This window comes from Enterobacter sp. BNK-8, from assembly GCF_048685095.1.
In the GTDB taxonomy this organism is placed as follows: Bacteria; Pseudomonadota; Gammaproteobacteria; order Enterobacterales; family Enterobacteriaceae; genus Enterobacter; species Enterobacter quasiroggenkampii.
This window is the reverse complement of record NZ_JBLQTN010000001.1, coordinates 3,658,501-3,673,892: the sequence shown is the minus strand read 5'-3', so window position 1 is coordinate 3,673,892 and position 15,392 is coordinate 3,658,501. Positions and strand designations below refer to the sequence as shown.

Below are 15,392 nucleotides of genomic sequence, written 5' to 3'. Positions count from 1 at the left end.
GATCAGCCGCCCATTGAGCGAGTAGAAGAGGTGCCTGTCGCGCTGCGCTGCATGCTGGTCTGTTTCGCCACAGACTCACCGAACCCGCCGCGGGTGATGGTGCTGGTGGTCGCAGGCTTCGGCGCCATCGCCGTTTTCGGTACCGTCACGGTGCGGCCAGGGGTGGCTGCGCCGTAGCCTTTGCCGCTGGCATCGGTATATTGACCATAAGCCGGGCTGGCTGGGTTTTTCGAGCTAAACAGCGGCTGCTGCTGGTAGCCTGCACCGCCGCCCATCAGACGGCCCATCATGTAACCGGCCATCAGCGGCATCCAGAAGCTGCCGCTGGACTGCGCCTGCGCCTGATTTTCTGGCGCAGTGCTGGCCTGAGCCGGTGCCTGCTGGCATTGACCTTCGCCAAACTCCGCTACGCAGTCTTCGCGTGAGGCATATTTCGGCGCGGTGCGTTCCGCTTCTTTCAGCGCGCTGGTGTAGGCCGTTTTACATTCGGCCGCTTTACCGGTGGCGGCAGAGCAGTCGTCCGCGTTTTGATACAGCGAAACCGTTTCATCGTTTTTCTCACAGCCTGCCAGCATAAAGACAGCGGTAACCGCCAGCGCAACAGGGGTGAGGTGACGTGCGTTCCAGCTCTTGCGGAACGACGCGTGATTGATCGTTTTTGTCCGTTTCATATTTGTCTTCCAGGACCCAGTGGTAATAACGCTCAGGATAGAGGATGAGTGGTTGAAAATGAAGCGAAGAGGGGCGGAATCAGGGGGATCTTTACGTTGGCTTACGTTCGGATGTGATTTTGCGCCGGGTGGCGCTGCGCTTACCCGGCCTACGATTCAGTAGGCCCGATAAGCGAAGCGCCATCGGGCAATGCTTAGTTACGGAACGGATTATTGCTCTTGCTGGCAGGCGCGGTAGTGCGCGCGGCAGCAGGCTGTGCAGCAGGGGTCGTGCCGTTAGCGTTGAAGTTATCAACCGCGGCAACCTGCTCCGGGTTCTCCGGCGCAACGCTGTCAGGAGAGGTAGAGACCGGTTTGCCCAGTGCGCTGTTCAGCATCTGCAGGTCTTGCTCGTTCAGCGTACCCAGAGCCTGCTTAATATTCAGCTGGTTAATCAGGTACTGATAACGCGCGCTGGAGAGTTGCTGTTTCGCGTTGTACAGCGTGGTGGTCGCGTCGAGCACGTCAACGATAGTACGGGTACCGACGGAGTAGCCGGCTTCCATCGCGTCCAGGGAGCTCTGTGCCGACACAACGGCCTGTTTGTAGGCGTTGATGCTGCTGATTGAGGCGTTCACGTTGTTGAAGGATGAACGTACGGTCTGCACCACGTTGCGGTGGGCGCTTTCCAGCTGCTCGCTCGCGCCAACAAAGTTGTACTGCGCCTGTTTCACCTGGGAGTTGACCTGACCGCCCTGATACAGCGGCAGGGAGAAGCTCAGACCCACCTTGTTCTGGCCCATATTGCTGTCGTCATACTGGGCAGAGTTGGTCTTAGAGCCGCTGTAAGTGGTGTCAGAGATGCCGGTAGAGGCGCTCAGGCTCAGGGTTGGCAGATGGCCATCCTGCGCCTGACGAATTTGCTCGCGGGCCAGGTCCTGGCTCAGACGCGCCTGCAGCAACGTCAGGTTGCGGTTTTCCGCCTCTTTCAGCAGGGCGTTAACGGCCTGCGGCTTATCCGTTTTGAAGCTGTCGACGTTCAGGGAGGCCAGCTCAGGATAGTAATTCCCGGTAACCTGACGCAGGGATTCCAGCGCGTTGTCGAGGTTGTTACGCGCGGTCACTTCGTTGGCCAGCACGGTATCGTACTGTGAACGGGCGTTCTGCACGTCGGTGATCGCCACCAGACCCACGTTGAAGCGCTGGGTGGTTTGATCTAACTGACGGTAAATGGCCTGTTTCTGCGCTTCGGTGTAGGAGAGCGCGTCAATGGCGCTCAGCACGTTGAAGTACGCCGTGGCCGTGTTCAGGATAAGCGTCTGCTGGTCGGTCTGATAGGTCACATCCTGGATGCCTGCGCTTTTTTCCTGCAGGGTCAGGGCACGCCATTTGGACATATCAAACAGCGTCTGTGTTAATTGCAGTGAGGCGCTGGTAGCATTGGAGTTTACGCCGTTAGCGTCGCGGAAACCGTTGCTGTAGGTATAATCTGCACCTAACCCTAACTGTGGCAGCAAGGGGCTACGCGCTTCGTTAATCTTTTCAAACGCAGCATCACGATCGGCCGCTGATTTACGTAAATCAGGGTTGCCCAGACGTGCCTGCTGGTAGACCTGTAACAGGTTTTCCGCCTGGCTCATTGCACTGAAGCCCGTCAGGCTCAGGCCGATAAGGATGGGGAGCAATTTCTTCATTTGCATTCCTTGTTGTGAAGCAGTATTAGCGCTGATCTAATTAAAAAATAATTGCCGATTCTAACAGAATCATCCACACCAAAAGGTTGGCGTTACGTGCCATCTGGCGGTAATTTGCACCAATCTACCATATAGCCTTACAAACGGCAGCCAAACAGCCTTGAAATTCACAATTTCATCACCATTGCTACCAGGACTCGACTCATGCAAAAACCAGATAAGTTGCCCGTGACTTTCGCCAAAAACGATGTAGAAATTATTGCACGAGAAACGCTTTATAGCGGTTTTTTTTCAATGGATCTTTACCGTTTCAGGCATCGCCTGTTTAACGGGGAAATGAGCGGCGAAATCAGACGCGAAATTTTTGAGCGCGGGCATGCGGCAGTCTTGCTACCCTTTGACCCAGTGCGCGACGAAGTTGTGCTGGTGGAGCAGATCCGCATCGCCGCTTATGACGTCAGTGAGAGCCCGTGGCTGCTGGAGATGGTGGCCGGGATGATCGAAGAAGGCGAGTCGGTTGAGGACGTCGCCCGGCGCGAGGCGCTGGAAGAGGCGGGGCTGGTGGTCGGCCGTACCAAACCGGTGCTGAGCTATCTGGCAAGCCCGGGAGGCACCAGCGAACGCTTATCCATAATGGTGGGCGAAGTGGACGCCACGACCGCAGAAGGCATTCACGGTCTGGCTGATGAAAACGAAGATATTCGGGTTCATGTGGTAAGCCGGGAACAGGCTTACCAGTGGGTAGAAGAGGGGAAAATCGACAACGCAGCGTCTGTCATCGCCCTGCAATGGCTGCAGCTGCATTATCAGACATTACGAAACGAGTGGAAAAAATGAAGCGCTATACGCCTGACTTCCCAGAAATGATGCGCCTGTGCGAAACCAATTTCGCACAATTGCGCCGCCTGCTGCCGAGAAACGACGCACCCGGCGAAACGGTAAGCTATCAGGTGAGCAACGCGCAGTATCGATTAACGATAACAGAATCAACGCGCTACACTACGCTGGTGGAGATTGAGCAAACGGCTCCCAGCATTAGCTACTGGAGCCTGCCGTCGATGACGGTACGCCTCTATCACGACGCGATGGTCGCTGAAGTGTGTTCAAGCCAGCAGATCTTTCGCTTCAAGGCGCGGTATGATTACCCGAATAAAAAGTTGCATCAACGCGACGAAAAGCATCAAATTAACCAGTTTTTAGCCGACTGGCTAAGATATTGTTTAGCACATGGAGCAATGGCGATTCCGGTTTGTTAGCGTCATAAACCTACCTAAGGACACCATTTGGAAAGCCTGTTGAACCTGACTGTTGCTGGTGGGGCGCCAGTCAGGATATTACAAATCACCGATACCCACCTTTTTGCCGAAAAGCATGAAACGCTGCTGGGGGTGAACACCTGGGAGAGTTATCAGGCGGTACTGAGCGCCATTCACGCTGAAAACCGTGCATGCGATCTGATTGTCGCAACGGGCGATCTGGCGCAGGATCAATCTTCCGCGGCCTACCAGCATTTTGCTGAAGGCATCGCGAGCTTTAGCGTGCCCTGCGTCTGGCTGCCAGGCAACCACGATTTCCAGCCCGCCATGTACAGTTCTCTCCAGGATGCGGGGATTTCTCCGGCGAAATGTGTTTTTGCGGGTGACCAGTGGCAGATCCTGCTGCTGGATAGCCAGGTGTTTGGCGTCCCGCACGGTGAGTTAAGCGAGTTTCAGCTCGATTGGCTGGAGACCAAACTGGCTGCTGAACCTGAACGTCACACGCTGCTGTTGCTTCATCATCATCCTCTGCCGGCGGGCTGCAGCTGGCTCGATCAGCACAGTCTGCGCAACTCCGCGGCGCTGGATCGCGTGCTGGCGAAGTTCCCGCGGGTGAAAAATCTGCTGTGTGGGCATATTCACCAGGAGCAGGATCTCGACTGGAACGGGCGCCGCATGCTGGCGACACCGTCGACCTGCGTTCAGTTTAAGCCGCACTGCGCCAACTTTACGCTGGATACGATTGCGCCAGGCTGGCGCTGGCTGGAACTGCATGCCGACGGCACGCTGACCACGGAAGTCTGCCGTTTGACCGGCGCACAATTCCGCCCGGACACCGCTTCAGAAGGCTATTGATGTCTACGCTCCTTTATCTGCACGGATTCAACAGCTCGCCGCGCTCCGCAAAAGCGACACAGTTTCGCCAGTGGCTGAGCGAGCATCACCCCGACGTTGAGATGATTATCCCTCAGCTGCCGCCTTACCCGGCAGAAGCCGCGGAGATGCTGGAATCCATTGTGCTTGCGCACGGCGGCGAAACCTTCGGTGTGGTCGGTTCATCGCTGGGCGGGTATTACGCCACCTGGCTCTCGCAATGCTTTATGCTGCCCGCCGTGGTGGTTAATCCGGCGGTACGGCCATTTGAGCTGCTGCGGGACTTTCTTGGCGAAAACGAGAACCCCTACACCGGCCAGCAATATGTGCTAGAGTCACGCCATATTTACGATCTCAAAGTTATGCAGGTCGACCCGCTCGAGGCGCCGGATCTCATCTGGCTGCTGCAGCAGACGGGAGATGAAGTGCTGGATTACCGCCAGGCAGTGGCGTATTACGCCTCCTGCCGCCAGACTATAGAAGAGGGCGGAAACCATGCTTTCACGGGCTTTGAGAATCATTTCACCCAGATTGTCGATTTTCTTGGACTGCACAGCCACTGACAATCAATGCGAATTGCTAGTTTAAATCATGACGCAAACCTATAACGCTGATGCCATTGAGGTCCTCACCGGGCTTGAGCCGGTTCGCCGCCGCCCGGGGATGTACACCGATACGACGCGCCCAAACCATCTGGGCCAGGAAGTTATTGATAACAGTGTGGACGAAGCGCTGGCGGGCCATGCCAAACGCGTTGACGTCATCCTGCACGCCGATCAGTCGCTGGAAGTCATTGACGACGGGCGCGGCATGCCGGTGGATATCCACCCGGAAGAAGGCGTCCCGGCCGTTGAGCTGATCCTCTGTCGTCTGCATGCGGGCGGTAAGTTCTCCAACAAAAACTACCAGTTCTCCGGTGGCCTCCACGGCGTGGGGATTTCCGTCGTCAACGCCCTGTCCAAACGCGTGGAAGTGAACGTCCGTCGCGACGGTCAGGTGTACAACATCGCGTTTGAAAACGGCGAGAAGGTGCAGGATCTGCAGGTTGTCGGGACGTGCGGCAAACGCAACACCGGCACCAGCGTTCATTTCTGGCCTGACGAGAGTTTCTTCGACAGCCCGCGCTTTTCCGTTTCCCGCCTGACGCACCTGCTGAAAGCCAAAGCGGTGCTGTGTCCGGGCGTGGAAATTACCTTTAAGGATAACGTCAACAACACCGAGCAGACCTGGCGCTACGAAGATGGCCTTAATGACTATCTGTGCGAAGCGGTAAACGGCCTGCCGACGCTGCCGGAAAAACCGTTCGTCGGCAATTTCACCGGCGACACCGAAGCGGTGGACTGGGCGCTGCTGTGGCTGCCGGAAGGCGGCGAGCTGCTGACCGAAAGCTACGTTAACCTGATCCCCACCATGCTCGGCGGTACCCACGTCAACGGCCTGCGTCAGGGACTGCTGGATGCGATGCGCGAATTCTGCGAATACCGCAATATCCTGCCGCGCGGCGTGAAGCTGTCGGCGGAAGATATCTGGGACCGCTGCGCTTATGTGCTCTCCGTGAAGATGCAGGATCCGCAGTTTGCCGGTCAGACCAAAGAGCGCCTGTCGTCACGCCAGTGCGCGGCGTTCGTTTCCGGCGTGGTGAAAGATGCGTTTACCCTGTGGCTTAACCAGAACGTTCAGGCGGCAGAAATGCTGGCTGAAATGGCGATTTCCAGCGCCCAGCGTCGTCTGCGTGCCGCGAAGAAAGTGGTGCGTAAAAAGCTGACCAGCGGCCCTGCGCTGCCGGGCAAGCTGGCAGACTGTACCGCGCAGGATCTCAACCGTACCGAACTGTTCCTCGTGGAAGGGGACTCGGCGGGCGGGTCGGCCAAGCAGGCGCGCGATCGTGAATATCAGGCGATCATGCCGCTCAAGGGTAAGATCCTGAACACCTGGGAAGTCTCGTCTGATGAAGTGCTGGCCTCGCAGGAAGTCCACGATATCTCGGTCGCGATTGGCATCGATCCGGACAGCGACGATCTGAGCCAGCTGCGCTACGGCAAGATCTGTATCCTCGCGGATGCGGACTCCGATGGTCTGCACATCGCCACGCTGCTGTGCGCGCTGTTTGTGAAGCACTTCCGCACGCTGGTGAAAAACGGTCACGTCTACGTGGCGCTGCCGCCGCTGTACCGTATCGACCTCGGCAAAGAGGTTTACTACGCACTGACGGAAGAAGAGAAAGCGGGCGTGCTGGAACAGCTGAAGCGTAAGAAGGGCAAGCCAAACGTGCAGCGCTTTAAAGGGCTGGGCGAGATGAACCCGATGCAGCTGCGCGAAACGACGCTGGATCCGAACACGCGCCGTCTGGTGCAGCTGACGATCAGCGACGAAGACGAACAGCAGACCAACGCTATGATGGATATGCTCCTTGCCAAGAAACGTTCGGAAGACCGTCGTAACTGGCTGCAGGAGAAAGGCGATATGGCGGATATTGAGGCCTGATGCTGAAAAAGCCCTGCGATGCAGGGCTTTTTTTTGCCCGGTCGCGCTGCGCTTACCGGGCCTACGATCGATCCCCTCGCCCCTTTGGGGAGAGGGTTAGGGTGAGGGGAACACCCCGCACTGACATCAAAACTCCATTTTCACCGTAAACTGCACTTCGCGCGGGTCGCCAATCTGGTTACCCAGATTGTTGGTGGCGATAGATGAGGTGTAGTACGTCTTATCAAACAGGTTCTTCACGTTCACCTGCAGCGTCACCGGATACTGCAGCTTCATCTTATACGCCGCAAATGCATCCGCCACAAAATAGCCCGGCAGATAGTAATCCGCACCGTTGGTTGCGGAACGACGGCTCACGCCGTGCCCGCCGCCGCCCAGCGTCAGGGTATTCCCGGCAAACGCATTATGAATGTCGTAGGTCAGGAACAGGGAGCCGGTATGGCGCGGCACGTTCGGCAACGGTTTGCCCGCGTAGTCCGGGTCTTCCAGCACCTTCGCGTCGGTATACCCGTAGCTGGCGATAATATTGGTGTTCTCGGTCAGTGACCCGGCAAGATCCACCTCCACGCCCTGGGAGCGCACGCGGCCCGCGGTTTTGGCGATGGTTTCACCCCCCACGCTTTCGTTGTACAGCACGTTGCGTTTGTGAATATCAAACAGCGCGATATTGGCGGTAACCCCGTCGAACAGGTCGAACTTTGCGCCTAATTCGTAAGCATTTGACGTTTCCGGCGGCAGGTCGCCGATGTAGCTCGCAATGGACGATTGCGGCATAAACGTTTGCGAGTAGTTGGCAAACAGCGAGACCGCTGGCGTGAGCTTATAGACCAGCCCCAGCTTCGGCGTCCACTGTTCGTCGCGGCTGTCGGTGTTGACGTTGAACGGGCGGCCTTTGCCCGCGTACTGGGTGTAATACTGATAGCGCATCCCGGCGACGGCGATCCACTTATCGGTCAGGTACAGGGCATCCTGCGCGTACGCAGAGTAGCTTTCCTGCTTGAGCGTCTGGTCGCTGTCGGACGCCGACACGGTGGTGCATTTGCCGAGATGGCCATACGTCGGGTGATAGATATTGAAATCCTTGACGTTTTTACAGCGCATCATGTCCGTGCGCAACAGATCGTAATTCTCATACGACACGCCGGTCAGGATCTCATTGTAAAAGCCCGCAATATCCACATTCCCCTGCAGATCCGCGCGGGTGCTGTGCATGCGCTGGGTCGAGCCCTGGGTCGCATCCACGCGGCGGGTCAGGTTGCCGGTTTTTGCATCGTAGGCCATGACGCGGGCCTGGTTATCGCTGTATTTGTCCTGGCTGTAGCTGTAGTCGAACTTCGCGGTCCACTGGCTGTTAAGACGGTATTCCGCGTTGAGCTGAGCGAGGTCGGACTGCCCGTCGGTGATGTTAAACGGCTCGTCAAAGCGGGTTTTGCGATCGACATCAACGGCCTTTTTGGTATTGAGATCGAAGATCGTACCGCGATCGAACGGCGTCTTATAATCGCGATGTGAATAGAGCACGGTCACGGTGGCATCATCGCCGAACCAGGTGAGGGATGGGGCGATAAAGGTGCTGCGTTCGTTGCCAAAATTACGCCAGTAATCTTCGTCCTGATACTCACCCGTGAGGCGATACGCCAGACGCGTGCCGTCGATCGGGCCGGTCACATCGACCTGTCCGGCGCCGCCGCCAAAGCTGGAAGAGGTGGCAGAAATTGAACCACCGAAGGTCTTCTCCGGGCGTTTGGTGACGACGTTAATCAGGCCGCCCGGATCGAGAATGCCGTACAGCGTGGAGGCCGGGCCTTTCAGCACCTCCACGCGCTCGGTGGCGGCGTTAAAGCTGCGCGGCAGGACGGTGCGCAGGCCGTTGGTCATGATTGACCCGTCGCGGTTCGCGCCAAACCCGCGGCGCACAAAGGCATCCTGCGTACCGCCCAGGGTATTGGTCTGCACCACGTTGCTGACGTTATAGAGCGCTTCATCCAGCGTGGTGGCGTGCTGATCCTCCAGCACGTTATCGCTGACGGTATTGACCACCTGCGGGATATCCAGCATCGGCATGTTGGTCAGCGTTGCGGTGGAGGTGTTCAGCGGCTGGTAGCCGTTGGTGGCTTCCGCCGAAGTATTTGGATCGGCGATGACGGTAAGCGTTTCGCCGTCTTTAGCCGCGGTGGAGTCTGTTGCCTGCGCCAGCGGCGCCATAAACAGCAGTGAAAAGAGCGCGCGCCCTTTTATCCCTGAGAGTGAAGGTGTGAACGTAGCCATTACATCTGTTATCCCGAAATATCCCGCGAATGCGTTCGCGGCAAACTGTGTGAGTCATTGCCCTTTATGGTCTGTCCGTTAGCCGGAAGTGGCATCGGACATGTAATTGAGAATCATTCAACCATGAGGGAATGTAGTAGTAAATGGAAAAAAGAAAAAATAGACTACAGCAGTTAACCGCGTGCGTAAGCGCAGCGGGTTGATATTTAACTCTTTGAAATAAATGTTTTTATCAGCCTTGCTGGATTCATTTTTTCTCAGGTTTGACCCTGGTTTTTTCAGGGTGTTTCTTCGCTTGACTACTACATGGTGCGGCGTCAAACTCTCAAAAGAGAATGAGTTTTATTTTTATTTGTTGGTTTTTCATTACGTTGGCGTTCACGTGGCTCACAACACACACAAACCGGGTCTGGTTCTGGAGAACCTCTCTGCGGGCTATCAGAAAAAAATCATCGTTGATGATATCTCCTTTGCGATCCCTCAGCAGAAAATGACGGTGCTGGTCGGGGCGAACGGCTGTGGAAAATCCACGCTGTTGAGCACTATCGCGCGGCTGCTGCAGCCGATTGGGGGAACGGCGCTGCTGGACGGTAAAGCCATTCATGAGCAGCCTACCAAAGCGGTCGCCCGTCAGCTTGGCATTCTCCCGCAGTCGCCGCTGCTGCCGGAAGGGTTAACCGTTTTTGAGCTGGTCTCGCGCGGGCGCTTTCCCTGGCAAAACGTTATGCGCCAGTGGAGCGACGAGGACGAGCGGGCGGTGGAAGAGGCCCTGCGGCTGACCGGCACGGCAGAGTTTGCCCATATGCCGGTGGAAAGCTTATCCGGCGGCCAGCGTCAGCGCTGCTGGATCGCCATGGCGCTGGCGCAGCAAACGCCGTATATCCTGCTTGACGAGCCGACGACGTACCTCGATCTTCGCTATCAGGTGGAGATCCTCGAGCTTCTGCATACGCTGACGCGTGAGCACGGGCGTACCGTCGTGGTGGTGCTGCACGATCTCAACTTTGCCGTGAACTACGGTGATTCACTGGTCTTTTTACGCCAGGGGAAAGTCGAGGGGGTGTTACATGAAGGCGACGCCTGCACGCCGGAGCTGATCAAAGCGGTGTTTGATGTGGACGTGCATATGTCCATCAACCCCTTGACCGGCAAACCGTTCTTTATGCCGTTTCGCCAGAGCCTTGAACACCCATGATGCGCGCTTCTCTCGTCTTCCTGATTTTTACATTGCTGCTGGCGCTGGGCGCGATTGTGCATCTTGGCATCGGGGCGCGGTTTATCCCTCCCCGAACGGTAGTCGAGGCATTCTTTCACTTCGATCCGCGCAATTTCGACCATAACATCATCATCAGACTACGGCTGCTGCGCCTCTGCGCCGCAATGGTGACAGGCGCCGCGCTCGGCGTGGCGGGCGTGCTGCTGCAGTCCGTGATCCGCAACCCGCTCGGCGAGCCACATATTCTGGGGCTCAACGCCGGGGCAGCGCTGGCGGTGGTGATCGCCAGCGCGCTTGGGCTTTCGCTGCCGTTTGGTCGCCCGCTGATTGCCGCCGTCGGTGCCGCCGCGCTGTTTCTGCTGGTGCTGATGTTCTCCTCGACCGGCCGCACCGGGCTCACGCCGATGAAGGTCACCCTGTGCGGCGTGGCGATGTCGGCGTTTGCCTCGTCGATTACCGCCGCGGTGTTAATCCTGGATGAACAGACGCTACTCTCTCTGCGCACCTGGCTGGCAGGTGATATCGCCGGGGTCAACGCGCAGATGCTCCAGAGTGCCCTGTGGGCTGCAGCAGCCGGTTTTATTCTTGCTATCGGGCTGTCGCCCTCGCTCAACATGCTGACGCTGGGCGACAGAATGGCGCAGGGGCTTGGCGTGTCGCTGCTGAAAACCCGCCTTCTTGCCCTGCTGGCCATCGCGCTGCTCTGCGGCGCGGCCGTCTCCCTCGCCGGACCGATTGGCTTTATCGGCCTTGTGGTGCCGCAGCTCATCCGCCGTCTGGTGTCGGTCGATTTGCGCGTGATGGTGCCGCTGTCGGCCCTGTGCGGCGCGCTGGTGTTGCTGCTGGCGGATATCGCTGCCCGCACGCTGTTTACCCCCTGGGAGCTGGCAACCGGCATCATGACGGCCCTGGTCGGCGCGCCCGTGTTCATCTTTATGGCGTCGAGGACGTTCAAATGAACCGGGCCGGACTCCGTGCGATCCGCGTTGGCCACCTGTCGGCGCTGATTCGCCCGAAAGCGCTGGCGTACCTGTCGCTTTTCGCGCTGGCGGCGCTAAGCCTGCTGGGCTTTGGCCTGACGCACGGTTCTCTGCCCATTCCAACCTCCGCCATCGGGCGCGCGCTGTTTTCGCCTGAAAGTCTGACGACGGAGACGCGCTACGTCGTGATGGATATCCGCCTGCCGCGCCTGCTGATGGCGGTGCTGTGCGGCGCGATGCTCGGCATGGCGGGGGCGGCGATGCAGTCCATCACCCGCAACGGTCTGGCTGACCCGGGGCTTATCGGCGTGAAGGAGGGCTGTAGCGCGGCGGTACTGCTGCTGATTTTTCAGTTCCCGGCGCTGAGCCTGGCCTGGCGTCCGCTGGTCGGCATGGCCGGTGGGCTGCTCACCGCGCTGCTGGTGATCGTCCTGGCGCGCGATATCTCGCGCCCGCGGTTCATCCTGATCGGCATCGGCGTGTCGTGGGCGTTTGCCGCGGCGATGGGCGTCTTTATGACCACCGCCGACGTGCGTGACGTGCAGACGGCGATGCTGTGGCTGGCGGGAAGCCTGCATGCGGCAAACTGGACGCTGGTGGGCCTGGCCGCACTCTGGGCCGCCCCCGCGTTTGCGCTGCTGCTGTTTACCGCCCGGGCCGCGGACGTGGCGTTGCTCGGCAATCAGGCCGCTACGGGCCTTGGCGTGCGCACAACCCGGCTGGCGCTGCTGCGGGTTCTCGCTCCGGTGGTGCTGACTGCGGCCTGCGTCTCCTGCGTGGGCAGTATTGGCTTCGTGGGGCTGATTGCCCCGCACATGGCGCGCCTGCTGCTGCGCGGTGGGCAAACCGCGCTCCTGACGGGAAGCGCCGTGCTGGGGGCGCTGCTGGTGCTGCTGGCGGATAACGTCGGACGTCTGGCATTCCTCCCGCTGCAGCTGCCGGCGGGAATTGTGATTTCATTGATTGGCGGACCGTTTTTCCTGCTGCTGCTCTGGCAGCGTCGGGACAGATTTTAGGGGACTATGATGCGCGTACTGTTTTCGATGCTGTTGCTGGTGGGGTTCGCGGTGAGCGCGGCGGAGCCGACGCAGGTATTTACCGACGATCTGGGACGCAAGGTCGTTGTGCCGGTTCATCCGAAGCGGATTGTTTCCTTACACGATCTGGATATCACCATTCCGCTGATTGAGCTTGGCGTGCCGCCGGTGGCGAGCCATGGCCGCACGCGCCCGGACGGTAGCCACTTTCTGCGCTCCAGCGGCATGTTAACCGGCGTCGACTTCGATAATTCCGATATCAAATTTATCGGCACGGCCGATATCGACATCGAAGCCATCGCCGCCGCAAAACCTGACCTGATCGTTACCGAGCCGACCCGCAACACCCCGGTGGAACAGCTGGCGAAAATTGCCCCGACGGTGAGCATCGATCATCTCGACGGCGGCGCGCCGGAAATCTACCGCAAGCTGGCGCAGCTCACGGGCACGCAGGCAAGGCTAAACATTCTGGAACGCCGCTATCAGGAGCAAATCAAGGCGCTGAAGGCGACCATCGACACGCGCAAAATCACCGTGTCGGTGATTCAGGCCAATCAGGGGAAAATCAACGCCATGCACAGCTACCACTCGCTGGGCCGCGTGCTGCGCGACGCCGGATTCAAATTCCCGCCACTGATTGAGTCCATCCCGGACGGAGGGCGCATCGACGTCAGCGCCGAGCGCCTGCCGGAGCTGGATGCCGATTTCGTCTTCGCGACCTGGCGCGGGGATACGGGTGGTAAACCGCAGGACGAGCTGGCGGCAATGGAGGCGGTAATGCCGGGCTGGTGTCAGTTCCTGACTGCCTGCCGAACCGGGCACTACGTGCTGATCTCGCGTGAAGAGGCGATCTCGAATTCGTTCGCGTCATTAGGGCTGATGGCCGCGCAGGTGCAGTCGCAGATTGCCGGGCGTCCGCTGCCGGAGGCGTCACGGTGATCCGCAAAGAGAAAGGGCGCGTGGATGTCTATGGCGACCGCTTTCGCGCGCGGGCGCATCAGCTGACGCCGCGTCTGCTGCAGGTTGCACGCTATATCCATGACAACCGCGAGGCGGTGATGGAGCAGACCGCCATGGAGATTGCTGCCGTAGTGAAAACCTCGGATGCCACGGTGGTCCGCGCCATACAGGCGCTGGGTTTCGCCGGGCTGCGCGATCTCAAGCAGACGCTGGAGCAGTGGTTTGGACCGGTGGTCACCTCCAGCGAAAAGATGTCCACCACGGTGAACACGCTCGCCAGCGACGTCAACGCGAGCATTGATTTCGTGCTGGAGGGACATCAGCACACCTGCGAGGTGTTATCCGAGCCCCACAACCGCTACGCGATGGCGCAGGCGGTCTCACTGCTGGCACAGGCAAGGCAGGTCGCCATATTTGGCATTGGCGCCTCCGGCATTCTGGCGGAGTACACCGCCAGGCTGTTCAGCCGTATGGGGTTACCCGCTACGCCGCTCAACCGTACCGGGATCGGGCTTGCTGAACAGCTGATTGCGCTTCAGCGCGGCGACGTGCTGGTGATGATGGCGCAGAAATCTGCGCACCGGGAGGGGCAAACCACCCTGCGTGAAGCAAAGCGTCTGGGCATTCCCACCATCCTGCTGACTAACGCCCTTGATTCGCGTTTCAGTAAGGAGGCCAGCGTGGTGATCCACGTTCCGCGCGGTGGCGAAAAGGGCAAAATCCCGCTCCACGGCACGGTGCTGCTCTGTCTGGAGATGATCATTTTGTCCGTCGCCTCCACCGAGCCGCAGCGCACCATTAAGTCCATGAAGCGCATCAACGAGCTCCATCGCGGGTTAAAACCGGGGAAGAAAAGCAGCTAAAAACAACAAAGCCCGGTGGCGCTAGCGCTTACCGGGCCTACGGTTCAGGTTTTGTAGTCCGGGTAAACGCAGTGCCACCCGGCAAATTCCACGAACTTAAACCCCTTGCTCCAGGATGCGGATGTGGGTTTCCAGCACGTCGCCCTTCACCGCGTCGCTCCACGCTTTCATGTGCGCGGTCTGCAGATGCGCTTCAAGATGCGCGACGGTTTCCCACTGCTCAACCATGATGATTGAGTCTGGCGCGGTTGCCTGGAAGCTGGCGTCAGTGGCGGCATCCACCATCGGCGCGTAGCCGTGGCAGCCTTCTTCTTTCAGTACGGTCGGGATAATTTTCGCGAACTGATCCAGCACCGCCTGGCGGTGATGTTGACCTGGACGAGTACGGATTTCTGCGATAACGGTAAGCATGTTTACTACTCCTTTAATTCCAGGCTACCAGTTAAGCAAAAATTTTCGCGAGATGCTTGCGATATTCTGCGATATAGCTCGGGACATCAGGCATTTTAATCACGTCGTTGACGATAAAGGTCGGCAGCGGATCCATACCCAGGAACTGATTCGCCTTGTGGAACGGCAGGTACGCGCCGTCCACGCCCACGCCTTCGAAGAACTGATCTTTCTCGGTGAAGGCTTCCAGCGGGGCGTTCCAGGTCAGTGACAGCATATATTTTTTGCCCTGAATCAGGCCGCCTGAACCGTATTTTTTGGACGCGTCAGAGCGGGTGCGGCCATCGCTGGCATACAGAGAGCCATGACCTTCCGTGAACACGTCGTCCATGTATTTTTTCACGGTCCACGGCGCGCCCATCCACCAGCCTGGCATCTGCCAGATCACCACGTCAGCCCACAGGAAGTTCTGCACTTCGGCTTTCACGTCGTAGTTGCTGTCTGCACGCACGACCTTAACATCATGCCCGGCGTCGCGCAGGAAACCATCCGCGACCTCGGTCAGGGTGTCATTCAGCTGGCCTTTAGAGTGCGCAAATTCTTTTGCACCGTTAATAATCAGAATGTTGCTCATTTTTTGTCCTCGACGATGAGAGTATGCCGGGTATTCTACGCGCGAGGACGGAGCGGAAAAATGAGCAAAATGTGCAAAGTCTTTTGC

15 protein-coding genes are annotated in these 15,392 nt (G+C 58.5%); 10 read left to right on the top strand and 5 right to left on the bottom strand.

The window, feature by feature from the left end:
- Positions 1 to 2 precede the first annotated feature (2 nt).
- Together ACMGGU_RS17650 and tolC are read right to left on the bottom strand one after the other, a co-directional pair.
- Entirely contained in the window at positions 3 to 671 is a 669-nt protein-coding gene (locus tag ACMGGU_RS17650; protein WP_223580518.1) for a DUF1190 family protein, read from the bottom strand.
- Positions 672 to 865: 194 nt separating this feature from the next.
- Positions 866 to 2,344 (bottom strand): outer membrane channel protein TolC, encoded by a 1,479-nt coding sequence (gene tolC, locus ACMGGU_RS17645; RefSeq protein ID WP_045909979.1) that lies wholly within the window; start codon positions 2,342 to 2,344, stop codon positions 866 to 868.
- A gap of 204 nt (positions 2,345 to 2,548) precedes the next feature.
- Here tolC and nudF point away from each other — a divergent pair, with 204 nt between their 5' ends.
- The 5 genes from nudF to parE are packed head-to-tail and all read left to right on the top strand — an operon-like array spanning position 2,549 to position 6,957.
- The gene (nudF, locus tag ACMGGU_RS17640) at positions 2,549 to 3,181 is read left to right on the top strand and encodes an ADP-ribose diphosphatase (protein WP_024906492.1); all 633 of its coding nucleotides are present in this window, start codon (positions 2,549 to 2,551) and stop codon (positions 3,179 to 3,181) included.
- Positions 3,178 to 3,600 carry a DUF1249 family protein gene (locus ACMGGU_RS17635; RefSeq protein WP_003862516.1) on the top strand — a complete coding sequence of 141 codons (423 nt, stop codon included), beginning with the start codon at positions 3,178 to 3,180 and terminating at the stop codon, positions 3,598 to 3,600. The genes nudF and ACMGGU_RS17635 overlap by 4 nt, the downstream gene beginning before the upstream one ends.
- 27 nt (positions 3,601 to 3,627) lie before the next feature.
- Positions 3,628 to 4,455, top strand: coding sequence for a 3',5'-cyclic-AMP phosphodiesterase (gene cpdA / locus ACMGGU_RS17630; RefSeq protein WP_045909978.1), 828 nt, complete (start codon positions 3,628 to 3,630; stop codon positions 4,453 to 4,455).
- Positions 4,455 to 5,036: an esterase YqiA gene (gene yqiA, locus ACMGGU_RS17625; RefSeq protein ID WP_008502976.1), complete on the top strand. Its 582-nt coding sequence runs from the start codon at positions 4,455 to 4,457 to the stop codon at positions 5,034 to 5,036. The genes cpdA and yqiA overlap by 1 nt, the downstream gene beginning before the upstream one ends.
- A gap of 28 nt (positions 5,037 to 5,064) precedes the next feature.
- On the top strand, positions 5,065 to 6,957 hold the full coding sequence (gene parE / locus ACMGGU_RS17620) for a DNA topoisomerase IV subunit B (RefSeq protein WP_014833290.1): 1,893 nt from the start codon (positions 5,065 to 5,067) through the stop codon (positions 6,955 to 6,957).
- Between the two features lie 126 nt (positions 6,958 to 7,083).
- Here parE and ACMGGU_RS17615 read toward each other — a convergent pair whose 3' ends face one another.
- The gene (locus tag ACMGGU_RS17615; RefSeq protein WP_420300777.1) at positions 7,084 to 9,225 is read right to left on the bottom strand and encodes a TonB-dependent siderophore receptor; all 2,142 of its coding nucleotides are present in this window, start codon (positions 9,223 to 9,225) and stop codon (positions 7,084 to 7,086) included.
- Between the two features lie 382 nt (positions 9,226 to 9,607).
- Here ACMGGU_RS17615 and ACMGGU_RS17610 point away from each other — a divergent pair, with 382 nt between their 5' ends.
- Genes ACMGGU_RS17610 through ACMGGU_RS17590 form a run of 5 tightly spaced genes read left to right on the top strand, consistent with a single transcriptional unit; the run spans position 9,608 to position 14,281 of the window.
- The gene (locus ACMGGU_RS17610) at positions 9,608 to 10,420 is read left to right on the top strand and encodes an ABC transporter ATP-binding protein (RefSeq protein WP_420300776.1); all 813 of its coding nucleotides are present in this window, start codon (positions 9,608 to 9,610) and stop codon (positions 10,418 to 10,420) included.
- Entirely contained in the window at positions 10,417 to 11,400 is a 984-nt protein-coding gene (locus ACMGGU_RS17605; protein WP_420300775.1) for a FecCD family ABC transporter permease, read from the top strand. The genes ACMGGU_RS17610 and ACMGGU_RS17605 overlap by 4 nt, the downstream gene beginning before the upstream one ends.
- On the top strand, positions 11,397 to 12,437 hold the full coding sequence (locus ACMGGU_RS17600) for a FecCD family ABC transporter permease (RefSeq protein WP_032675504.1): 1,041 nt from the start codon (positions 11,397 to 11,399) through the stop codon (positions 12,435 to 12,437). The genes ACMGGU_RS17605 and ACMGGU_RS17600 overlap by 4 nt, the downstream gene beginning before the upstream one ends.
- A 9-nt stretch (positions 12,438 to 12,446) precedes the next feature.
- Complete coding sequence (locus tag ACMGGU_RS17595; protein ID WP_111967520.1) at positions 12,447 to 13,397, top strand: iron-siderophore ABC transporter substrate-binding protein; 951 nt, start codon at positions 12,447 to 12,449, stop codon at positions 13,395 to 13,397.
- Positions 13,394 to 14,281, top strand: coding sequence for a MurR/RpiR family transcriptional regulator (locus tag ACMGGU_RS17590; RefSeq protein ID WP_039025548.1), 888 nt, complete (start codon positions 13,394 to 13,396; stop codon positions 14,279 to 14,281). The genes ACMGGU_RS17595 and ACMGGU_RS17590 overlap by 4 nt, the downstream gene beginning before the upstream one ends.
- A 96-nt stretch (positions 14,282 to 14,377) precedes the next feature.
- Here the strand turns inward: ACMGGU_RS17590 and ACMGGU_RS17585 are convergent, their stop codons facing one another.
- Together ACMGGU_RS17585 and ACMGGU_RS17580 are read right to left on the bottom strand one after the other, a co-directional pair.
- A complete protein-coding gene (locus tag ACMGGU_RS17585) occupies positions 14,378 to 14,692 on the bottom strand; it encodes a putative quinol monooxygenase (RefSeq protein WP_008502984.1) in 315 nt (104 codons plus the stop codon).
- Between the two features lie 31 nt (positions 14,693 to 14,723).
- Entirely contained in the window at positions 14,724 to 15,305 is a 582-nt protein-coding gene (locus ACMGGU_RS17580; protein ID WP_024906501.1) for an NAD(P)H-dependent oxidoreductase, read from the bottom strand.
- Positions 15,306 to 15,392 lie beyond the last annotated feature (87 nt).

What these genes read in the sequence shown, in the direction of transcription:
- ACMGGU_RS17635 (WP_003862516.1), top strand. Translation starts at nt 3,178, where the DNA reads ATGAAGCGCTATACGCCTGACTTCCCAGAAATGATGCGCCTGTGCGAA.
- ACMGGU_RS17580 (WP_024906501.1), bottom strand. Translation starts at nt 15,305, where the DNA reads ATGAGCAACATTCTGATTATTAACGGTGCAAAAGAATTTGCGCACTCT.
- ACMGGU_RS17615 (WP_420300777.1), bottom strand. Translation starts at nt 9,225, where the DNA reads ATGGCTACGTTCACACCTTCACTCTCAGGGATAAAAGGGCGCGCGCTC.
- ACMGGU_RS17605 (WP_420300775.1), top strand. Translation starts at nt 10,417, where the DNA reads ATGATGCGCGCTTCTCTCGTCTTCCTGATTTTTACATTGCTGCTGGCG.
- ACMGGU_RS17650 (WP_223580518.1), bottom strand. Translation starts at nt 671, where the DNA reads ATGAAACGGACAAAAACGATCAATCACGCGTCGTTCCGCAAGAGCTGG.
- yqiA (WP_008502976.1), top strand. Translation starts at nt 4,455, where the DNA reads ATGTCTACGCTCCTTTATCTGCACGGATTCAACAGCTCGCCGCGCTCC.
- ACMGGU_RS17585 (WP_008502984.1), bottom strand. Translation starts at nt 14,692, where the DNA reads ATGCTTACCGTTATCGCAGAAATCCGTACTCGTCCAGGTCAACATCAC.
- ACMGGU_RS17595 (WP_111967520.1), top strand. Translation starts at nt 12,447, where the DNA reads ATGCGCGTACTGTTTTCGATGCTGTTGCTGGTGGGGTTCGCGGTGAGC.
- nudF (WP_024906492.1), top strand. Translation starts at nt 2,549, where the DNA reads ATGCAAAAACCAGATAAGTTGCCCGTGACTTTCGCCAAAAACGATGTA.
- ACMGGU_RS17600 (WP_032675504.1), top strand. Translation starts at nt 11,397, where the DNA reads ATGAACCGGGCCGGACTCCGTGCGATCCGCGTTGGCCACCTGTCGGCG.
- tolC (WP_045909979.1), bottom strand. Translation starts at nt 2,344, where the DNA reads ATGAAGAAATTGCTCCCCATCCTTATCGGCCTGAGCCTGACGGGCTTC.
- parE (WP_014833290.1), top strand. Translation starts at nt 5,065, where the DNA reads ATGACGCAAACCTATAACGCTGATGCCATTGAGGTCCTCACCGGGCTT.